This is a genomic window from Neisseria sp. P0021.S007, assembly GCF_051956855.1.
This window is the reverse complement of record NZ_JBQCXA010000001.1, coordinates 352,263-369,459: the sequence shown is the minus strand read 5'-3', so window position 1 is coordinate 369,459 and position 17,197 is coordinate 352,263. Positions and strand designations below refer to the sequence as shown.

Sequence of the window (17,197 nt, the reverse complement as noted above, 5' to 3'; positions counted from 1 at the left end):
TTTACACTCCTGTGATGATTTTTTCGGCGGCCTCTTGGTCGAATCCTTTTTGCAAGGCCTTGATATAAATGGTTTGCTTGTCTGCGCTAAAGCTGATGCTTTCAACGCCTTCAATTTCGGTCAATTTTTGGTAGAGCAAATCCGGATTTTGTTGCCATTCGGCGTTAAGCGGATAGCTGAGGTTTTTGACAGGCTTCGGTGCCGGCGAAATGACTGCCAATACCAGCCACAGCAACATCAGTACGCTACAAAAGGCAAATACGCCTGCAAAACCATATTTTTGGAACAATAAACCACCGGTTGCGCCGCCGACAAACAAGCCGACCGACTGCATGGTGTTATACACGCCCATCGCCGTGCCTTTCAAATCGGACGGAGCGATTTTCGACACCATAGACGGCAGGCTGGCTTCCAATACATTGAAACCAATAAAATAAACAATCAGATAAGCGGTAATTAACCATACCGAGTGCATGCCAAACAGCAAACCGATTTGTGCCGCAGCAATGCAGATGATACCAAGGATAAACACTTGTTTGAGCTTGTTACGCGTTTCGCCGACGATAATCAGCGGCACCATAATAATCAGGCCGGTAATGGTTGACGGCAGATAGACTTGCCAGTGATGGATTTTTTCCAAACCCAACTGCGTCATGGCAAACGGCAATGCGGTAAATAAAGCCATTTGTGCCGCATGCAAGGCAAAAATACCGAAGTCGAGATTGAGCAGTTGGCGGTTTTTCAATACCTCGCCCATACGCGAAGGCTGCGCCTGCGTGTCTTCGTGCATTTTTGACACTTCCGGATCAGGGGTCATCCAGGCAACCACGCCGATACTGATTACAGTCAGAATACCGGTCAGCGCAAACAGGCCGGATACGCCGATAAAGCTGGCAATCATCGGCGCAAGCACTAGGCTGACGGAGAAGGTCAAGCCGATACTCAGGCCGATCATCGCCATCGCACGAGTCCGCACTTCGTTACGGGTCAAATCCGCCAGCAAAGCCGTTACCGCCGCACTGACGGCACCCGCACCTTGAATGGCACGCGCGGCAACCAACATCTGCAGGCTGTCGGCAACTGCGGCCAAAAAACTACCCGCCGCAAACACAATCAAGCCGGCATAAATCACTTTTTTACGGCCGAACTTATCGGAAGCCATGCCCAAAGGCAGCTGCAGCAAAGCCTGTGTCAGCCCGTAAATACCCATCGCCATACCGACCAGCGCTTTATTGTTTTCTGCGCCGGGCAACGAAGCGGCATACATCGCCAAAACGGGCAATACCAAAAACATCCCCAACATACGCAGTGCGTAAACGCCGGAAAGTGTGGTACTGGCACGCCATTCGTGCGGAAACATTTGAATGCGGTTATCTCTTGCCATAAATAATGTTTCAGACGGCCTTAAGTTTGCAAAAGACCGTCTGAAAGTGTGAATTAACAGATTTTCTGATTATACAGGATTCAAAGGAATTGCATGGGGCAAATCGTAAGCCGCTCAACCCCACTGCCATCTATTCCGCCACGCGCCCAATACGGCATTCGGATATTTGTTACTGCCCAAGCTGCCATTAAACCTTGCCAAAGCGCGGACAATATTGCCTTTTTCGATATTGTTGTAATGGCGCAGAATGGTACAGCCGTAGCGCAGATTGGTGCGAATGTCGAAAAGGTTGTGCGACGGATTGCCGATATAGTTTTTCCAAAACGGCATCACCTGCATCAAACCGCGTGCACCCACGCCGCTGATGGCATATTGGCGAAACGCGCTTTCCACTTCAATCAAACCCAAAATCACTTGAGTATTGAGTCCGGCACGACTGCTTTCATATTGAATATTGACCAACAGACGGCGGCGCTCGCCCTCATCGGGAATAAAGCGTGCCAATCGGGAAGACATCGCTGCCAACCAACGCTCCCCTTCCCTCGAATCGGCAAACACCAGCCGCGCAGGGCTAGCACTATTAATCGAACTGCGCATCACGGAAGCCACATCATCGGCCAGCGTTTCTTCACGTTGCGCCCCCGCCCATGCGGTCGCAGGCGTCAAAAGCATGGCTCCGCCGACTTGCAATAGGCGGCGGCGCGATAAAAATAAGGAATCTTGGTTTTCCGATTTCATGTGTTTTCTCTTTTTAGGCCGTCTGAAAAGTTCAGACGGCCTTTGATATATTTGCTTAAAATCAGCATTATAAAATACATCTATGAGCAGAATCAAAGAGCTGTATTCCTTTTATTGTCAAGTGATACAGCCTCAAGTAACATTTAGGTTTTTCTAATCAAGCGGTATTTTTTATGACCACCACTCCCGCCAACGTTTTAGCCTCCGTCGATTTGGGTTCCAACAGTTTTCGCCTGCAAATTTGTGAAAACAACAACGGCCAGCTGAAAGTCATCGACTCGTTCAAACAAATGGTTCGCTTTGCCGCCGGCTTGGACGAACAAAAAAACCTGAGCGAAGCCTCTCAAGAACAAGCCTTGGAATGTTTGGCAAAATTTGGCGAACGCCTGCGCGGATTCCAGCCTGAAAACGTGCGCGTGGTGGCCACTAATACTTTCCGTGTCGCCAAAAACATCGCCCAATTTCTGCCCCGTGCCGAAGCGGCGCTGGGTTTCCCCATCGAAGTCATTGCCGGCCGCGAAGAAGCGCGTCTGATTTACACCGGCGTAGTGCATACCCTGCCGCCCAAAGGCGACAAAATGCTGGTTATCGACATTGGTGGCGGCTCGACCGAATTTGTCATCGGCTCGGATTTGCAACCGCTGATCACAGAAAGCCTGCCTTTGGGCTGCGTAACGTACAGCATGCGCTTCTTCCAAAACAAAGTGACCACCAAAGATTTCCAAGCCGCCGTTTCCGCCGCGCGTATCGAAATCCAGCGCATCAGCAAACTGATGAAGCGTACCGGTTGGGATTTCGCCATCGGCACGTCCGGTTCGGCAAAATCCATACGCGACGTTTTGGCGACCGAATTGCCACAAGAAGCCGACATTACTGCCCAAGGCATGCGTTATCTTGCCGATAGGATTATCGAAGCCGGTTCGGTTAAAAAAGCCAAATTTGAAAACCTCAAACCCGAACGCGTCGAAGTTTTTGCGGGCGGATTGGCCGTGATGATGGCCGCTTTTGAAGAACTCTCGCTGACCAAAATGACCGTTACCGAAGCCGCCCTCCGCGACGGCGTGTTCTACGACTTAATCGGCCGCAGCCTCAATGTCGATATGCGCGAGCAGACAACGGCCGAGTTCCAAAAACGCTACCACGTCAGCCTCAACCAAGCCAAACGCGTTGCTGATACCGCGCAAGCCTTCATGAACAGCCTGTGCCACGCCAAAAACGTAACCGTTCAAGAGCTTGCCCTGTGGAACCAATACCTCAGCCGCGCAGGCCGTCTGCATGAAATCGGCTTGGATATCGCCCATACCGGTTATCACAAACACTCCGCCTATATTCTCGAAAACGCCGATATGCCGGGCTTCTCACGCAAAGAGCAAACCATTTTGGCGCAACTGGTTATCGGCCATCGCGGCGACCTCAAGAAAATGGCGGATATTATCGGCGATAACGAAATCATGTGGTGTGCCGTATTGTCCCTGCGCCTAGCGGCCCTCTTCTGCCGCTCGCGTTTGCCGCTTGATTTGCCGCCACAAACCCAGCTTCGGGTTGATGAAAACAACCACAGCTTCATCTTGCGCATCAACGCCCAATGGCTGGAGCAACACCCCCTCATCGCCGATGCACTGGACTACGAAAGCGCGCAATGGCAAAAAATCGATATGCCTTTCTCGGTTCAAGCACAATAAACCGCGCTCCGTTATAATAGGCAGCTTTTCAAAATCCAAACCGCAGGCCGTCTGAAAACGACAGCCTGCCATACATCAAGGAAAACCATGAGAAAACCCCAACGCGGCTACGCCCGCCAAGACCGTGTCAAAGAACAAATCATGCGCGAGCTTGCCGAACTCGTCCGCACCGGCCTGAAAGACCCGCGCGCAGGCTTCATCACCATCAACGAAGTCGAAGTCACCCGAGATTACAGCCACGCAACCGTGTTCTACACCATCCTCGACGACAGCACACGCGACATTACCGAAGAAGCTTTGGAACACGCCAAAGGTCATTTGCGCAGCGAATTGGCCAAACGCATCAAACTCTTCAAAACGCCCGAGCTGCACTTCAAATACGACGAATCACTCGAACGCGGCATGAGCATTTCCAGCCTGATTGACCAAGTGGCAGCGGAAAAACCGGTTGAAGACTGATTGATTAAAACACGCAGGCCGTCTGAACCCTTTCAGACGGCCTGAACATTAATATTCCCTAATTAATATGACCAATAAACCCACCAAACGCCCGGTCAACGGCGTCCTTCTCCTCGACAAACCTGAAGGCCTTTCCAGCAACACTGCCCTGCAAAAAGCACGGCGCTTGTTCCGTGCCGAAAAAGCCGGGCATACCGGCGTACTCGATCCTTTGGCCACAGGGCTTTTGCCTGTTTGCTTCGGTGAAGCGACCAAGTTCGCCCAATATCTGATTGATGCCGACAAAGCCTATACGGCCACGCTGAAACTGGGCGAAGCCAGCAGCACAGGCGATGCAGAAGGCGAAATCGTTGCTACCGCACGCGCCGATATTTCATTGTCCGAATTTCAGACGGCCTGCCAAGCTTTAACGGGCGATATCCGCCAAGTGCCGCCGATGTTTTCCGCCCTCAAGCACGAAGGCAAGCCGCTGTACGAATACGCACGCAAAGGCATCGTTATCGAACGCAAAGCGCGCGACATCACCATTTACTCCATTGATATCACTGAATTTGATGCACCCAAAGCCGTGATAGACGTACGTTGCAGCAAGGGTACCTACATCCGCACCCTCAGCGAAGACATCGCCAAACACATCGGCACATTCGCTCACCTGACTGCCCTGCGCCGTACTGAAACCGCCGGATTTACCATTGCCCAAAGCCACACGCTCGAAGCCTTGGCAGAATTGGACGAAGCCGAACGCGATGCCCTGCTGCTGCCTTGCGATGTTTTGGTACAACATTTCCCCAAACTTGAGTTGAACGACTACGCCGTTACCATGCTCAAACACGGCCAACGCCCCCAGTTTACCGAAAACATTTCTGCCGAACAGCCCATCCGCGTATACAGCCGAGACGGCACATTTATCGGACTGGCGGAATATCAAAAAGAAATAGGCCGTCTGAAAGCCTTACGCCTGATGAATACCGCCGACAAATAACTTCCTGCAAAGAGAGCCGATCATGAAAGTCTATACCGCCGCCCAGATGCGCGAACGCGAGCAAGCAGCCGTCGATAAAGGCACAAGCTTCGACCAACTGATGGAAAACGCCGGCAGCTCTGCCGCCCAAGACCTCATGCAGCGTTATCCCCAAGCCGGACGCGCCCTGATCGTTTGCGGCAAAGGCAACAACGGCGGCGACGGCTTAGTCATGGCAAGATATATGCAGGCGCAAGGGTGGCACATCGATATTCTGTTTTCACTCGGAGAAAACCTCTCCCCTTTAGCTCAAACCAATCGCGAACGCCTCAACGGTTTGCCCCATATTGAATTGATATCCGCACAAGAACTGGAAGGCCGTCTGAAAAAAGGTTACGACATCATTATCGAAGGCATATTCGGCACAGGCTTCAGTGGCGCACTTCCAACCGAAATCGCCGCCCTCTGCAGCCAACTCAATCATTCAAACGGCCTGAAGGTCGCCCTCGATATCCCCACCGGCCTCAACTGCGACACCGCCGAAGCCGATCCCGACACATTCCGCGCAGACCTGACCTACACCTTTGCCGCCTACAAACCGGCACATTTAAGCGAATCCGGCAAAACCTATTGTCAAGAAACCGTCTGTTTACCTATTGGCATTGATTAAAAAAGCAAATAAGATGTCATATTTAAATCGCTTTATTTTTAGAAACAACACATTCTAAAAGAAACACGCCAATTAATTTACGACCAAATTATCAACGACACGGAAACAGATAATGAACGAACAAGAATACCGCCAAACTTTTAAAGAAGATCAAGCCGTCGGCTGGGAAGCCATCGATGCTGTGCTTAAAGCACTTTATGGTGATATCAAACCTCGTCATTACGGCTCTATTATCAAATACATTCTAGGTGGTGATGACCCATTAGACGGCAGTAGTATTTATGATTGCGAAGAGCAAACCTTCCATCGCCACATTGTTTCCTACGGCATGAGCGAACTTTACTTTAATCCAGAACTTGCCGGTGCAGATTACAGTAAATGGGGATTTGAATTTACCTTCCGTACTCCCCCTTACGATCAGGATCCGGATTCTGACTACAACACCAAACACGAGCCTTACTGGGCAATTAATCTAATGAATAATCTTGGCCGTTACGTTTTTGAAAGTGGTAACTGGTTTGAAGCCTATCACTTTACTTCAACTAACGACCCTATCCGAATGGATACAGAAACCGCCATCGTCGGCGTAGCCTTCGCACCAGACCCCAAGCTGCCCGCTATCAAAACGCCAAACGGTGAAGTTCAATTTCTGCAGATGGTCGGCCTTACCCAGCCCGAGCTTGACTGGCTCTGGCAAGATCCAACAACCAAACGTTGCCAAGAGCTGATCGATATGATGCGCAAAGACAATCCGCTGTTGATTACCGATTTAGCGCGTACAAAAAGCTATGTACAACCCTAATTGATAAAGCCAAAGGCCGCCTGAAAACAAATTTTCAGACGGCCTTTAGTTTATATTTCAAATAAAAAATAGCAACTTACTTCCAAATCTGAGCCAATTTAATCCCCAGCGCCGTCAAACCAAACGAACCGAAAACATGCAGACAGGTCGCCATCAAAGCCATGCCCCAACGTTGCGCCTGCATCAAACCCACCATCTCCACTGAAAAACCTGAAAATGTGGTCAAGCTGCCGAGAAAGCCGGTAATCCAAAGCAAACGCCATTGCGGATCGGTTAAGAGTTCTGCCAATACGCCGATTAGCAGCGCTCCCAGCCAGTTTGCCGCCAATGTACCGATAGAAAAAGGCGCAGAAGACACCAGCACTAAGCCAAACAACCAACGCAATACAGCCCCAACAGCGGCACCGCAAACAATAGGAAAAATATACGCAAACATAACAAGTTAAACATTCAATTCAAAAAACAGGCCATCCGGTCATGAGGCCGTCTGAAAACCCAGCAAGGATGCCTTCATATCTTATTGCCAAATCTTAGGCGCGGATTTCAAATACCTGTCGTCATCGAAAGTACAAATCCATTGCGGCTTGAGCGCGATGAAAATAGCTGTTGAAATACCGCTCAAAAATGCCTCTGCCCAAGCGATTAAGAAGAAAACAGGAAAGGCGGTTTTCCATAATACCGTCGTATCAAATACATCCGCCCAGTCTAACAAACCGACCAAAATTACGCCGGTAAACACCATTCCGACCGCCGCAGCCCAAAAACCATTCAGAAAAATAAAGATAAATATATTGGCAGGCAAACGCGACACCCAATGGCGGAAACCCAAGTTCACCAATAAAGGCGGAAGCAATACGGACAAGGCATTGATGGGGAACATATGCCAATCGCCCCAAAGCCACAAATACGGAAAAAACAGCAATACGCCAAGGCAGAAAGCGGCAGAAGTGCCCAGCATTAAAGCTGTCAAGTTTAAGGCAAGCAAATGATAGCTCATGCCGGCTAGTTGTCCGCTTTCCGGGGAGGCATTCAAACTCCAAGCCAGCGGCAACATCACGGCAGCCACCAAAAAAGCGGAACGATGCTGCGATACCGACACCCATGCCTGCTTTGCACACAAAGCAAAAATCACCAGCAACACAGGCCATGCCGCCATCACGACACCAACGGGAAACCATCCGTTTTGAAAAATCATCATCTCATCCGCAAAATGTTCAGACGGCCTATTATACGCGTCTCAAGCCATAGCTTTGACAATCCTGTCTGCCTTTGCCGTTAAAGCTTGTTTCGGCTGGTTTTGTTTACCCGAAAAAAGCGTTAGAATAACGGACTTTGCCGTTTAATTAAGGGGATGGACGCATGCTTTGGACAATATTGGCTTTAATTCTGCTTGCTGTCATAGCCGGCTTGTTCTGGTGGCGCCAGAAACAAGAGCAAAAGTGGCGCCAAGAATTGGCCCGACTCAGTGGCGACGAACAAGAAATAAACGAAGAAGACAGCCCGGTCGGTTTTTCCGACCAACTGGACAGCCTGAAACGTTTGTTCAGTATGAACAAGCACACTGCCGACAACCATAAAATCGCCCGTATCCGCCTGCTTTCTGCGCTCGAACACAATAAAACGCAACGCGCCGAAACAAACGAAGAGCATGCAGCAGAGCCGTTTGCCGAAGAGCCGGAACACATCGCAGCTACCGAAGAAGAAATCAAAGTTGCGCCTAAAACCCGTAAATCTGCCAAACCGGAACGTATTCCTAAAATCACGCCGTTTGCACAAATGGAAACTCCCGAATACAGCCCGTCTTTGGTGCAAAACAGCAATTTTGAAGAAATCACATTAGAAGAAGCCACCCGTTCCCTGCACGAAGCAGCGGTTGAAGAATGGAACGAGCATTTGGCAGAAAAAAATGCGCCGATTTACAAAGACGAAGTTGAAACTCCATTATTGCGCGCTTCATCCCTGCCGATGACCGGCATGGAAATCATCGACTACAACGACCCTATCTTGCGCCGCACACGCGAGCGTGCCTTGGCGCGTGCCAATAATGTCCGCGTGGCAGAAGCCAATGCGCCGCATATCGAAACCGTTCAGACGGCCTTAAGAACTGCCGAAAAAGAAGCCATCCTCCCCTATACTTCCATGCAGGCATTCCCTTCTGAAATCCAAGCGGAAGATATTCACGACAACCTTGCCCGCCGCACCGCCGCCCGCCACAAACTAGCTGCGGCCGTCGCCCCATTGCGCGACTACTCTCCGCGCACCATCGAAAATGACGAAATTCTGGCCAATTTGGGACAAATCAGCCGTCCTGCCAGCCTGCGCCGTCAAGTTCGCCATACCGAAGCGGCCGCCGAAAGATGGGCGCGCAAACAAGCTGCCACGGAAGCTGTTGCACCACAACCTGCCGTATCGGCAACGCCGTCCCGTCCAAAACCGGCTGCGCCTGTTAAAAAATCCCCTTATATCTCCCGACCTGCCGCGCCAAACGCAACCGTAGTCGAGCCGCCTGCCGTACCGGTTGTCCCGATGGCGAAAACCGATATTCCCGAGCCGCCCGTTTTCCAAACCTCGATTGCACCGATTGATATCCCCGAGCCGCCTGCTTTCGAACATAAAATCCAAGTGCCGATTTTTGATTCGCAAGTCAATGCGCATGTTAGCAATCAGCCTGAACGCAGTATCCGCGATTATTTAATCAGCGAATCTGCGGAAGAAGAAACAGAATTCGATGGTGAGCCGGAAGCGCCTGTACAAGCGGAAACAGAAGCGATTCAAGCGGTTGAAACGATTGAACCTGTTGAACCTGTTGAAACAATCGCAAGGCCGTCTGAATATACACAGACAGTCATTGAAACGCCTGTTCGAAGCGTAGAACCAAGCGTTCAAGAAGATACACCAAGCATAGCTATTCCAACTTCGGCAACCCTGACCGAGGCACACCTGCCGACCACTGCCCTGCTCCTGCCGCCGCAGTTTGACCCAAGCGCCTCGCAAACTGAAGAACAGTTGCTGGAAAACAGCATTACCATCGAAGAAAAACTGGCCGAGTTCAAAGTTAAAGTCAAAGTGATGGACTCCTATTCCGGCCCGGTCATTACGCGTTATGAGATTGAGCCTGATGTCGGTGTACGCGGCAGTGCCGTTTTGAACCTTGAAAAAGACTTGGCGCGCTCGCTTGGCGTGGCTTCCATCCGCGTGGTGGAAACTATCCCAGGCAAAACCTGCATGGGCTTGGAATTGCCTAATCCGAAACGCCAAATGATCCGCCTGAGCGAAATCTTCAATTCGCCTGCATTTACCGAGTCCAAATCCAAACTGACCCTCGCACTCGGCCAAGACATCACCGGCCAGCCTGTCGTCACCGACTTGGCCAAAGCGCCGCATCTGCTGGTTGCCGGTACGACCGGTTCGGGTAAATCCGTGGGTGTGAATGCCATGATTCTGTCCATGCTCTTCAAAGCAACGCCTGAAGACGTGCGCATGATTATGATTGACCCGAAAATGCTGGAATTAAGCATTTACGAAGGCATTCCTCACCTGCTCGCCCCTGTCGTAACCGATATGAAGCTGGCCGCAAACGCGCTGAACTGGTGCGTCAACGAAATGGAAAAACGCTACCGCCTGATGAGCTTTATGGGCGTGCGCAACCTTGCCGGCTTCAACCAAAAAATTGCCGAAGCCGCCGCTCGTGGCGAAAAAATCGGCAGCCCGTTCAGCCTCACGCCTGAAAATCCTGAACCATTGGAGAAACTGCCGTTTATCGTGGTCGTGGTAGATGAGTTTGCCGATCTGATGATGACTGCAGGCAAGAAAATCGAAGAGCTGATTGCCCGTCTTGCCCAAAAAGCACGCGCAGCCGGCATCCATTTGATTCTTGCCACCCAACGCCCAAGCGTGGATGTCATTACCGGACTTATTAAAGCCAATATTCCGACACGCATTGCCTTCCAAGTGTCCAGCAAAATCGACAGCCGCACGATTCTTGACCAAATGGGTGCGGAAAACTTGCTCGGTCAAGGCGATATGCTGTTCCTGCCACCCGGTACCGGCTATCCGCAACGTGTACACGGCGCATTCGCATCAGACAACGAAGTACACCGCGTAGTGGAATACTTGAAACAATTCAGCACGCCTGACTATATCGACGATATTTTAAGCAGCGGTTCGACCGAGGACTTTACCAGCACCAGCCGCAGCAACGACAGCGACCTCGACCCCATGTATGACGAAGCCGTTTCCGTTGTCTTGAAATCGCGTAAGGCCAGCATTTCCAATATCCAACGCCAACTGCGCATCGGCTACAACCGCGCTGCCCGCCTGATTGATCAAATGGAAGCCGACGGTATTGTTTCCCCGGCGGAAAACAATGGCAACCGCACCATCTTGGCGCAAAGCAGTGAGCATTTAGATTAACTTATCTCCATCAATAAAAGGCCGTCTGAAAAGTTTTCAGACGGCCTTTTTTAATCAGATAATGGGTTCAGAGATTCCAATTAAATAAACAAGCAAATAAGTAATCTGTAAACGGCATTTCTTACAAAAACAAATGCTTTTGCATTAACGGCATTTGCTTCGCTATCAAATAAATCCAGTCCCAATAATCAAAATTCGACCTGCCAAATATATGTCCCTATCCATTTGTCGCCATTTTCAGACTGCCTTTTGTCAAGACCGGAAAAAACAGGTAAATCCGTTTTTCGATTAGAAGCAATATTATTATGATTCATGCCTTCGGCAACACCCCCACCCTTTACGAGGAAAAACAAATGAAAAAATATTTTGCAGAATTTTTCGGCACTTTCTGGCTGGTATTCGGCGGCTGCGGCAGCGCAGTTTTGGCAGCAGCCTACCCTGAACTTGGCATTGGTTTTGCCGGTGTCGCCTTGGCATTCGGCTTGACCGTACTGACCATGGCTTACGCCGTCGGCCACATTTCCGGCGGCCACTTCAATCCTGCCGTTTCCGTCGGCCTTTTCATCGGCGGCCGTTTCAACGGTAAAGACCTGTTGCCTTACATCGTATCCCAAGTTATCGGTGCGATTGCCGCCGCGGGCGTTCTGTATCTGATTGCTTCCGGTAAAACCGGTTTTGATGCTGTTGCTTCCGGCTTTGCCAGCAACGGTTTCGGCGAGCACTCTCCTAACGGTTACGACATGATGGCTGCTTTGCTGATCGAATTCGTACTGACCGCATTCTTCCTGATTATCATCATGGGTTCTACCGACAAATTGGCTCCGGCCGGCTTTGCCCCTATCGCCATCGGCCTGGGTCTGACCCTGATTCACTTGATCAGCATTCCTGTGACCAATACTTCCGTTAACCCTGCACGTTCTACCGGCGTTGCCTTGTTCCAAGGTGGCTGGGCTGTTGAACAACTGTGGTTGTTCTGGTTGGCTCCTATTGCCGGCGCAGCAGTTGGCGCGGCTATTTACCGCTTCGTTTTGGCTAACAACGACAAATAATCTTGACGGAATGACATTCCCGGTGCGGCTGACACTTCTAAACTGACCGCACCCAAGTTGCCGAGACACAAACGCACCGCCTGCCTCAGACGGTGCGTTTGTTTTTGCCGTGTTACAATATTTTCTTTTCCCACATTCTCAAACCATCATGCAAACCTTACCTTTTCAAACCGATATCGCTGCCAGAATGCTTGTCAATACCGAAAACGAAACCATTCATCCCGATGCCGTATTCGTACAAACGCAAAACGGCTATTGGATTGCCTGGCACGACCAGCAAGCCGCCCTGCTTGCCCCCGACACACCACCCGATATTCCCTGCTTTTGGGTAGAAGGCGCAGAAAGCCTGGAAGAGCTGGTAAGCATGGTAGAAAACGGCGAATTTGACGAAGTTGAAGAATTTGACGGCGATGATGATGCTTGGCAAGAAGCACTCGGATGCGGCCATCATCATGAAGGACACTGCGGATGCAGTCATTGAGATGCACAAAACGCCTGCTTCCGGCACTTGCCCTTTGTCTGACGCTTAACGGCTGCGTTATAGGCGCGGCTGTCGATTTGGCTGCCACAACCGTCCTGACTGCCGGAAAATTGGTCGTCAAAGGAACGGGGGCAGTGATTGATGCCGCCATTCCCGACAGTAAAAAAGACAAGGATAAAGAAAAAGAGAAGGAAAAGAGCAAAGAAAAGCCAAAATCGGAAGAAATCGTCTATAAGGAAGATTCATCCGACGAAGTAGCGCAATAATCCTTTAGACGGCCTCAGTAAGGTAACCAATCCTACTGAGGCCGTCTGAACATTCATCCTTACATATAGCCCTGTTCGCGCAAAGAGCAGGTTTCTTTTGCCGTCACGATAAAATGGTCCAACAGCGTAATATCGACCAAACTTAAAGCCTGTTTCAAACGCTCTGTAAACTGCACATCAGATTCAGACGGCCTTCCCGAACCACCCGGATGATTGTGTGCCAAAATCAAACTGTCGGCGTATTCATCCAATGCCAATTTGACGATTTCACGGATATAAACCGTGTTTTCCGCCACCGTACCACGCGACAATTCCCGTACCGCAATCAATTGATTTTGACGGTTGAGAAGCAAAGCAACGCTGACCTCGATTTTTTCATGCCCAAGATGCAGGCGCAGATAATCCGCAACCGATTTCGGGTTTGACAGAACCATCTGCTCCTGCAAATCCTCACCCAAAATCCGCCGCCCGATTTCTTTGACCACTGCAAATTGAGTATAGCTCGCCAAGCCCATGCCCTTATAAGCAGCGAGTGTTTTGGCATCCGCACTCATCAGCTTCCCCAAACTGCCAAACTCGCTCAACAAATAACGAGCCAAATCGACCGCGCTCATACCGCGCGTTCCGACACGCAACAAAATCGCCAGCAACTCCGCATCACTCAACGCCGCCGCACCATGCGCCAAGAGCTTCTCGCGCGGCCGTTCCCCTTCAGGCCATTCTTTGATACTCATGTTTTCCCTTTTATTTATATAGCGGATTTAGTTTCAATTTTGAGCAAACCCGCCTCTCCCGATATAAAACGTGATCCATTATGGTTTTAGCAAATAAATGCAATTTGCGTATTTTATTCTATTTTGAATAATTATTTAAGACATATAAATAACAATTAAGCCACTTTGTGCAGAAAAACAACGTTACCCATTTTCGCTATCCTGTTCCCCTGCCTGCCTTTCCTTTCATATTTGTTTCAAATCAGCCGATACAAGCAATTTCATATTGCCCCTATGAGGCTTAGGCTAATATAATATCGAGTTTGCCGAGAGCAAAAGCTTAGGCTTAAACTGCTTTCTATCCACGCTGCCCGTGCGCTTTACAAGAGTTTCAGACGGCCTCCGTCCGGCTCCCGCCAGCAATCAAACAGCTTTTTATCACCCATTCGAAAATCCGTTTTGCCGGTACTCGTCTTTCTTTTTGGAGTATTGCCATTATGACCGCAACCACTGCGTCTTCAGCCAAACCTTATCTGCAAATCCAAGGCTTGGTGAAAAAGTTTGGTGACAATTACGCTGTCGATAACATCGACTTGGACATTTACCAACATGAAATCTTTGCCCTTTTGGGCAGCTCAGGCAGTGGCAAATCTACGCTGCTGCGCATGTTGGCAGGCATGGAAAGCCCAAATCAGGGCAAAATCATTCTCGACGGCCAAGACATTACCAAGCTTGCTCCGTACGAGCGCCCAATCAACATGATGTTCCAAAGCTATGCCCTGTTCCCGCACATGAGCGTTGAGCAAAATATCGCTTTCGGTCTGAAACAAGACAAAATGCCTAAAGGCGAAATCGATGCCCGCGTGGAAGAAATGCTGCGCCTGGTGCAAATGACCAAATACGCCAAACGCAAGCCGCACCAACTTTCCGGCGGCCAACAACAACGTATCGCTTTGGCACGCAGCCTGGCGAAACGTCCTAAAATCCTGCTGCTTGACGAACCTTTGGGCGCACTCGATAAAAAACTGCGCCAACAAACCCAACTGGAATTGGTCAACACGCTGGAACAAGTCGGCGTAACCTGCATCATGGTTACCCACGACCAAGAAGAAGCGATGACGATGGCGACCCGTATCGCCATTATGTCCGACGGCCAATTGCGCCAAGTCGGCACGCCTAGCGACGTGTACGACTATCCTAACAGCCGCTTTACCGCTGAATTTATCGGCGAAACCAATATTTTTGACGGCGTCGTTATTGACGACCGCGCCGATTTCTCCATCGTCAAATGTGACGGCTTGGAAAACCACGTCCGCATCGACCACGGCTTGGGCGTTCCAAACGACCATGAAATCTGGATCAGCATCCGTCCTGAAGATATTGATTTGCATAAAGAAAAACCGGAACACTTGGGCGCGCACAACTGGGCCCAAGGTACAGTCAAAGAAATTGCCTACTTGGGCAGCTTCGCGATTTACCACATCAAACTTGCCAACGGCCGTGTCGTCAAAAGCCAAGTTCCCGCACCTTATTGGTATGTGCGCAACATTACACCGCCGACTTGGGACGAGACTGTCTACATCAGCTGGCCTGAAAACCAACCAACACCTCTGTTCAGTTAATTTGAGGGAAATGCAATGAACCTTAAAAAACTGAAAAACAAACTGTTCCGCCGCCCCGGCCAGCGTGCAGTGATTGCCGTGCCGTATATTTGGCTTTTGATTCTGTTTCTGATTCCGTTCGCCATCGTATTGAAAATCAGCTTTGCCGAACAAGAAATTGCCATTCCGCCATTTACGCCGCTGACAACGATTGATGAAGACTTAGGCCGTCTGAACATTGCCATCAGCTATCAGAACTACGCCGACATTTTCCAAAACTTTTGGAATACGCTCAATCCGTTTGGCGACAGTGAAAACAGCAATATCTATCTGATGACCTACTGGTCTTCGATTAAGACTGCGCTGACGACGACCATCATCTGCCTGTTGATCGGTTATCCCACCGCTTATGCCATTTCACGCGCGAATCCGGCTGCGCGCAACGGCCTGCTGTTGGCAATCATGCTGCCTTTCTGGACCTCTTTCCTGCTGCGTGTTTACGCATGGATGGGCTTATTGGGTCACAACGGCATCATCAACAATTTCTTAATCAAATACGGAATCATCAGCGAGCCTTTAGACTTGTTCTACAATGCTTTTTCGCTGAATTTGGTGATGGTTTACGCCTATCTGCCGTTTATGATTTTGCCGCTGTACACACAACTGGTAAAACTGGACAACCGTCTGCTCGAAGCCGCTTCTGACTTGGGCGCAGGTCCGATCAAATCCTTCTTTACCATTACCCTGCCTTTATCCAAAACCGGCATCATCGCAGGCTCTATGCTGGTCTTCGTTCCGGCCGTCGGTGAATTTGTGATTCCTGAATTGGTGGGTGGTTCTGAAAACCTGATGATCGGTAAAGTATTGTGGCAGGCATTCTTCGACCAAAACAACTGGCCGCTGGCTTCTGCCGTCGCCGTCGTCATGGTTGCCCTGTTGGTTGTACCGATTGCCCTGTTCCAACACTATGAAAACCGCGAATTGGAAGAAGGAGGCAAATAATGCAAAAAACCAAATTATCCTGGTTCTTGAAACTGATGCTCCTGCTCTCGCTGGCATTCCTCTATATTCCGCTGGTGGTTTTGGTCATCTATTCTTTCAATGAATCCAAGCTGGTTACCGTTTGGGGCGGTTTCTCAATCAAATGGTACGGCGCATTAATGGAAAACGACACAATCTTGGAAGCGGCCTGGCTATCATTGCGTATCGCTATCATTTCCTCGCTTGCCGCCGTGGCACTCGGCACATTGGCAGGCTACGCCATGGCGCGGATTAAACGCTTCCGTGGCAGCACCCTGTTTGCCGGTATGATTTCCGCGCCTATGGTGATGCCTGATGTGATTACCGGTTTGTCCATGCTGTTGCTGATTATTCAGGTGCAAATGTTCCTGCAAGGCAGTGAATTGCTGCAATCGCTCTACTTCGATCGCGGTTTCTTCACCATCTTCCTCGGCCACACCACGCTTTGCATGGCGTACATTACCGTCGTCATCCGCTCGCGCTTGGTGGAATTGGATCAATCCTTGGAAGAAGCCGCTATGGACTTGGGCGCCCGTCCGCTGAAAATTTTCTTCGTGATTACCCTGCCGTTGATTGCCCCTGCGATTGCTTCTGGCTTCCTCTTGGGCATTACCCTGTCTTTGGACGATTTGGTGATTACCTCCTTCCTGTCAGGCCCGGGTTCATCGACATTGCCGCAAGTGATTTTCTCCAAAATCAAACTCGGCCTTGACCCTCAGATGAACGTTTTGGCAACCATCCTGATCGGTATCATCGGTACGCTGGTGATTGTCGTCAACTACTGGATGATGCGTCAGGCAACCAAACGGGAACGTGAGGCTGCCGAAGCCTACCGCCAAGAAAAACTGGCAGCCGAGAAAGCCGCCTAATATGCAGACAGGCTGTCCGATAAAGCGTCGGAACAGCCTGTTTTATTAACCGCATTTTATCCTTTCAGACGGCCTAAACTTAAGCCCAT

The 17,197-nt window shown here is 50.1% G+C and carries 17 protein-coding genes; 12 read left to right on the top strand and 5 right to left on the bottom strand.

Annotated elements, in window-relative coordinates:
* Window position 1: 1 nt before the first annotated feature.
* The gene (locus ACTHUR_RS01765; RefSeq protein ID WP_004520777.1) at window positions 2–1,384 is read right to left on the bottom strand and encodes an MFS transporter; all 1,383 of its coding nucleotides are present in this window, start codon (window positions 1,382–1,384) and stop codon (window positions 2–4) included.
* 114 nt (window positions 1,385–1,498) lie between these two features.
* Window positions 1,499–2,122 carry a lytic transglycosylase domain-containing protein gene (locus ACTHUR_RS01760; RefSeq protein WP_039863563.1) on the bottom strand — a complete coding sequence of 208 codons (624 nt, stop codon included), beginning with the start codon at window positions 2,120–2,122 and terminating at the stop codon, window positions 1,499–1,501.
* Between the two features lie 173 nt (window positions 2,123–2,295).
* Here ACTHUR_RS01760 and ppx point away from each other — a divergent pair, with 173 nt between their 5' ends.
* From ppx to ACTHUR_RS01735, 5 genes are all read left to right on the top strand, one after another.
* Complete coding sequence (gene ppx, locus ACTHUR_RS01755; RefSeq protein ID WP_070695379.1) at window positions 2,296–3,804, top strand: exopolyphosphatase; 1,509 nt, start codon at window positions 2,296–2,298, stop codon at window positions 3,802–3,804.
* 87 nt (window positions 3,805–3,891) lie between these two features.
* Entirely contained in the window at window positions 3,892–4,263 is a 372-nt protein-coding gene (rbfA, locus tag ACTHUR_RS01750) for a 30S ribosome-binding factor RbfA (RefSeq protein ID WP_070695378.1), read from the top strand.
* 67 nt (window positions 4,264–4,330) lie between these two features.
* Window positions 4,331–5,245: a tRNA pseudouridine(55) synthase TruB gene (gene truB / locus ACTHUR_RS01745; RefSeq protein ID WP_070695377.1), complete on the top strand. Its 915-nt coding sequence runs from the start codon at window positions 4,331–4,333 to the stop codon at window positions 5,243–5,245.
* A gap of 22 nt (window positions 5,246–5,267) precedes the next feature.
* On the top strand, window positions 5,268–5,894 hold the full coding sequence (locus ACTHUR_RS01740; protein ID WP_070695376.1) for an NAD(P)H-hydrate epimerase: 627 nt from the start codon (window positions 5,268–5,270) through the stop codon (window positions 5,892–5,894).
* A gap of 112 nt (window positions 5,895–6,006) precedes the next feature.
* Window positions 6,007–6,696 (top strand): suppressor of fused domain protein, encoded by a 690-nt coding sequence (locus ACTHUR_RS01735; RefSeq protein ID WP_070695375.1) that lies wholly within the window; start codon window positions 6,007–6,009, stop codon window positions 6,694–6,696.
* Between the two features lie 76 nt (window positions 6,697–6,772).
* Here the strand turns inward: ACTHUR_RS01735 and ACTHUR_RS01730 are convergent, their stop codons facing one another.
* Together ACTHUR_RS01730 and ACTHUR_RS01725 are read right to left on the bottom strand one after the other, a co-directional pair.
* Window positions 6,773–7,132 carry a CrcB family protein gene (locus tag ACTHUR_RS01730; protein ID WP_003679592.1) on the bottom strand — a complete coding sequence of 120 codons (360 nt, stop codon included), beginning with the start codon at window positions 7,130–7,132 and terminating at the stop codon, window positions 6,773–6,775.
* 81 nt (window positions 7,133–7,213) lie between these two features.
* Window positions 7,214–7,891, bottom strand: coding sequence for an energy-coupling factor ABC transporter permease (locus tag ACTHUR_RS01725; protein WP_049335881.1), 678 nt, complete (start codon window positions 7,889–7,891; stop codon window positions 7,214–7,216).
* Window positions 7,892–8,055: 164 nt separating this feature from the next.
* Here ACTHUR_RS01725 and ACTHUR_RS01720 point away from each other — a divergent pair, with 164 nt between their 5' ends.
* From ACTHUR_RS01720 to ACTHUR_RS01705, 4 genes are all read left to right on the top strand, one after another.
* Window positions 8,056–11,109 (top strand): DNA translocase FtsK, encoded by a 3,054-nt coding sequence (locus ACTHUR_RS01720; protein WP_004520784.1) that lies wholly within the window; start codon window positions 8,056–8,058, stop codon window positions 11,107–11,109.
* Between the two features lie 305 nt (window positions 11,110–11,414).
* Window positions 11,415–12,158 carry an aquaporin Z gene (gene aqpZ, locus ACTHUR_RS01715; protein ID WP_004520785.1) on the top strand — a complete coding sequence of 248 codons (744 nt, stop codon included), beginning with the start codon at window positions 11,415–11,417 and terminating at the stop codon, window positions 12,156–12,158.
* 148 nt (window positions 12,159–12,306) lie between these two features.
* On the top strand, window positions 12,307–12,639 hold the full coding sequence (locus tag ACTHUR_RS01710; protein ID WP_004520787.1) for a hypothetical protein: 333 nt from the start codon (window positions 12,307–12,309) through the stop codon (window positions 12,637–12,639).
* Complete coding sequence (locus ACTHUR_RS01705; protein ID WP_004520788.1) at window positions 12,627–12,905, top strand: NF038104 family lipoprotein; 279 nt, start codon at window positions 12,627–12,629, stop codon at window positions 12,903–12,905. The genes ACTHUR_RS01710 and ACTHUR_RS01705 overlap by 13 nt, the downstream gene beginning before the upstream one ends.
* A gap of 59 nt (window positions 12,906–12,964) precedes the next feature.
* On the opposite strand, the gene radC is transcribed toward ACTHUR_RS01705, so the two are convergent.
* Window positions 12,965–13,639, bottom strand: a complete 675-nt coding sequence (gene radC, locus ACTHUR_RS01700; RefSeq protein WP_039862480.1) for a RadC family protein — start codon at window positions 13,637–13,639, stop codon at window positions 12,965–12,967.
* Between the two features lie 476 nt (window positions 13,640–14,115).
* On the opposite strand from radC, the gene ACTHUR_RS01695 reads away from it, so the two are divergent.
* Genes ACTHUR_RS01695 through ACTHUR_RS01685 form a run of 3 tightly spaced genes read left to right on the top strand, consistent with a single transcriptional unit; the run spans window position 14,116 to window position 17,108 of the window.
* Window positions 14,116–15,240, top strand: a complete 1,125-nt coding sequence (locus ACTHUR_RS01695) for an ABC transporter ATP-binding protein (RefSeq protein ID WP_003746147.1) — start codon at window positions 14,116–14,118, stop codon at window positions 15,238–15,240.
* Between the two features lie 15 nt (window positions 15,241–15,255).
* Complete coding sequence (locus ACTHUR_RS01690) at window positions 15,256–16,221, top strand: ABC transporter permease subunit (RefSeq protein ID WP_003746146.1); 966 nt, start codon at window positions 15,256–15,258, stop codon at window positions 16,219–16,221.
* Window positions 16,221–17,108 carry an ABC transporter permease subunit gene (locus ACTHUR_RS01685; protein ID WP_440361128.1) on the top strand — a complete coding sequence of 296 codons (888 nt, stop codon included), beginning with the start codon at window positions 16,221–16,223 and terminating at the stop codon, window positions 17,106–17,108. Before ACTHUR_RS01690 ends, ACTHUR_RS01685 begins: the two co-directional genes overlap by 1 nt.
* The last annotated feature ends 89 nt before the right edge of the window (window positions 17,109–17,197 follow it).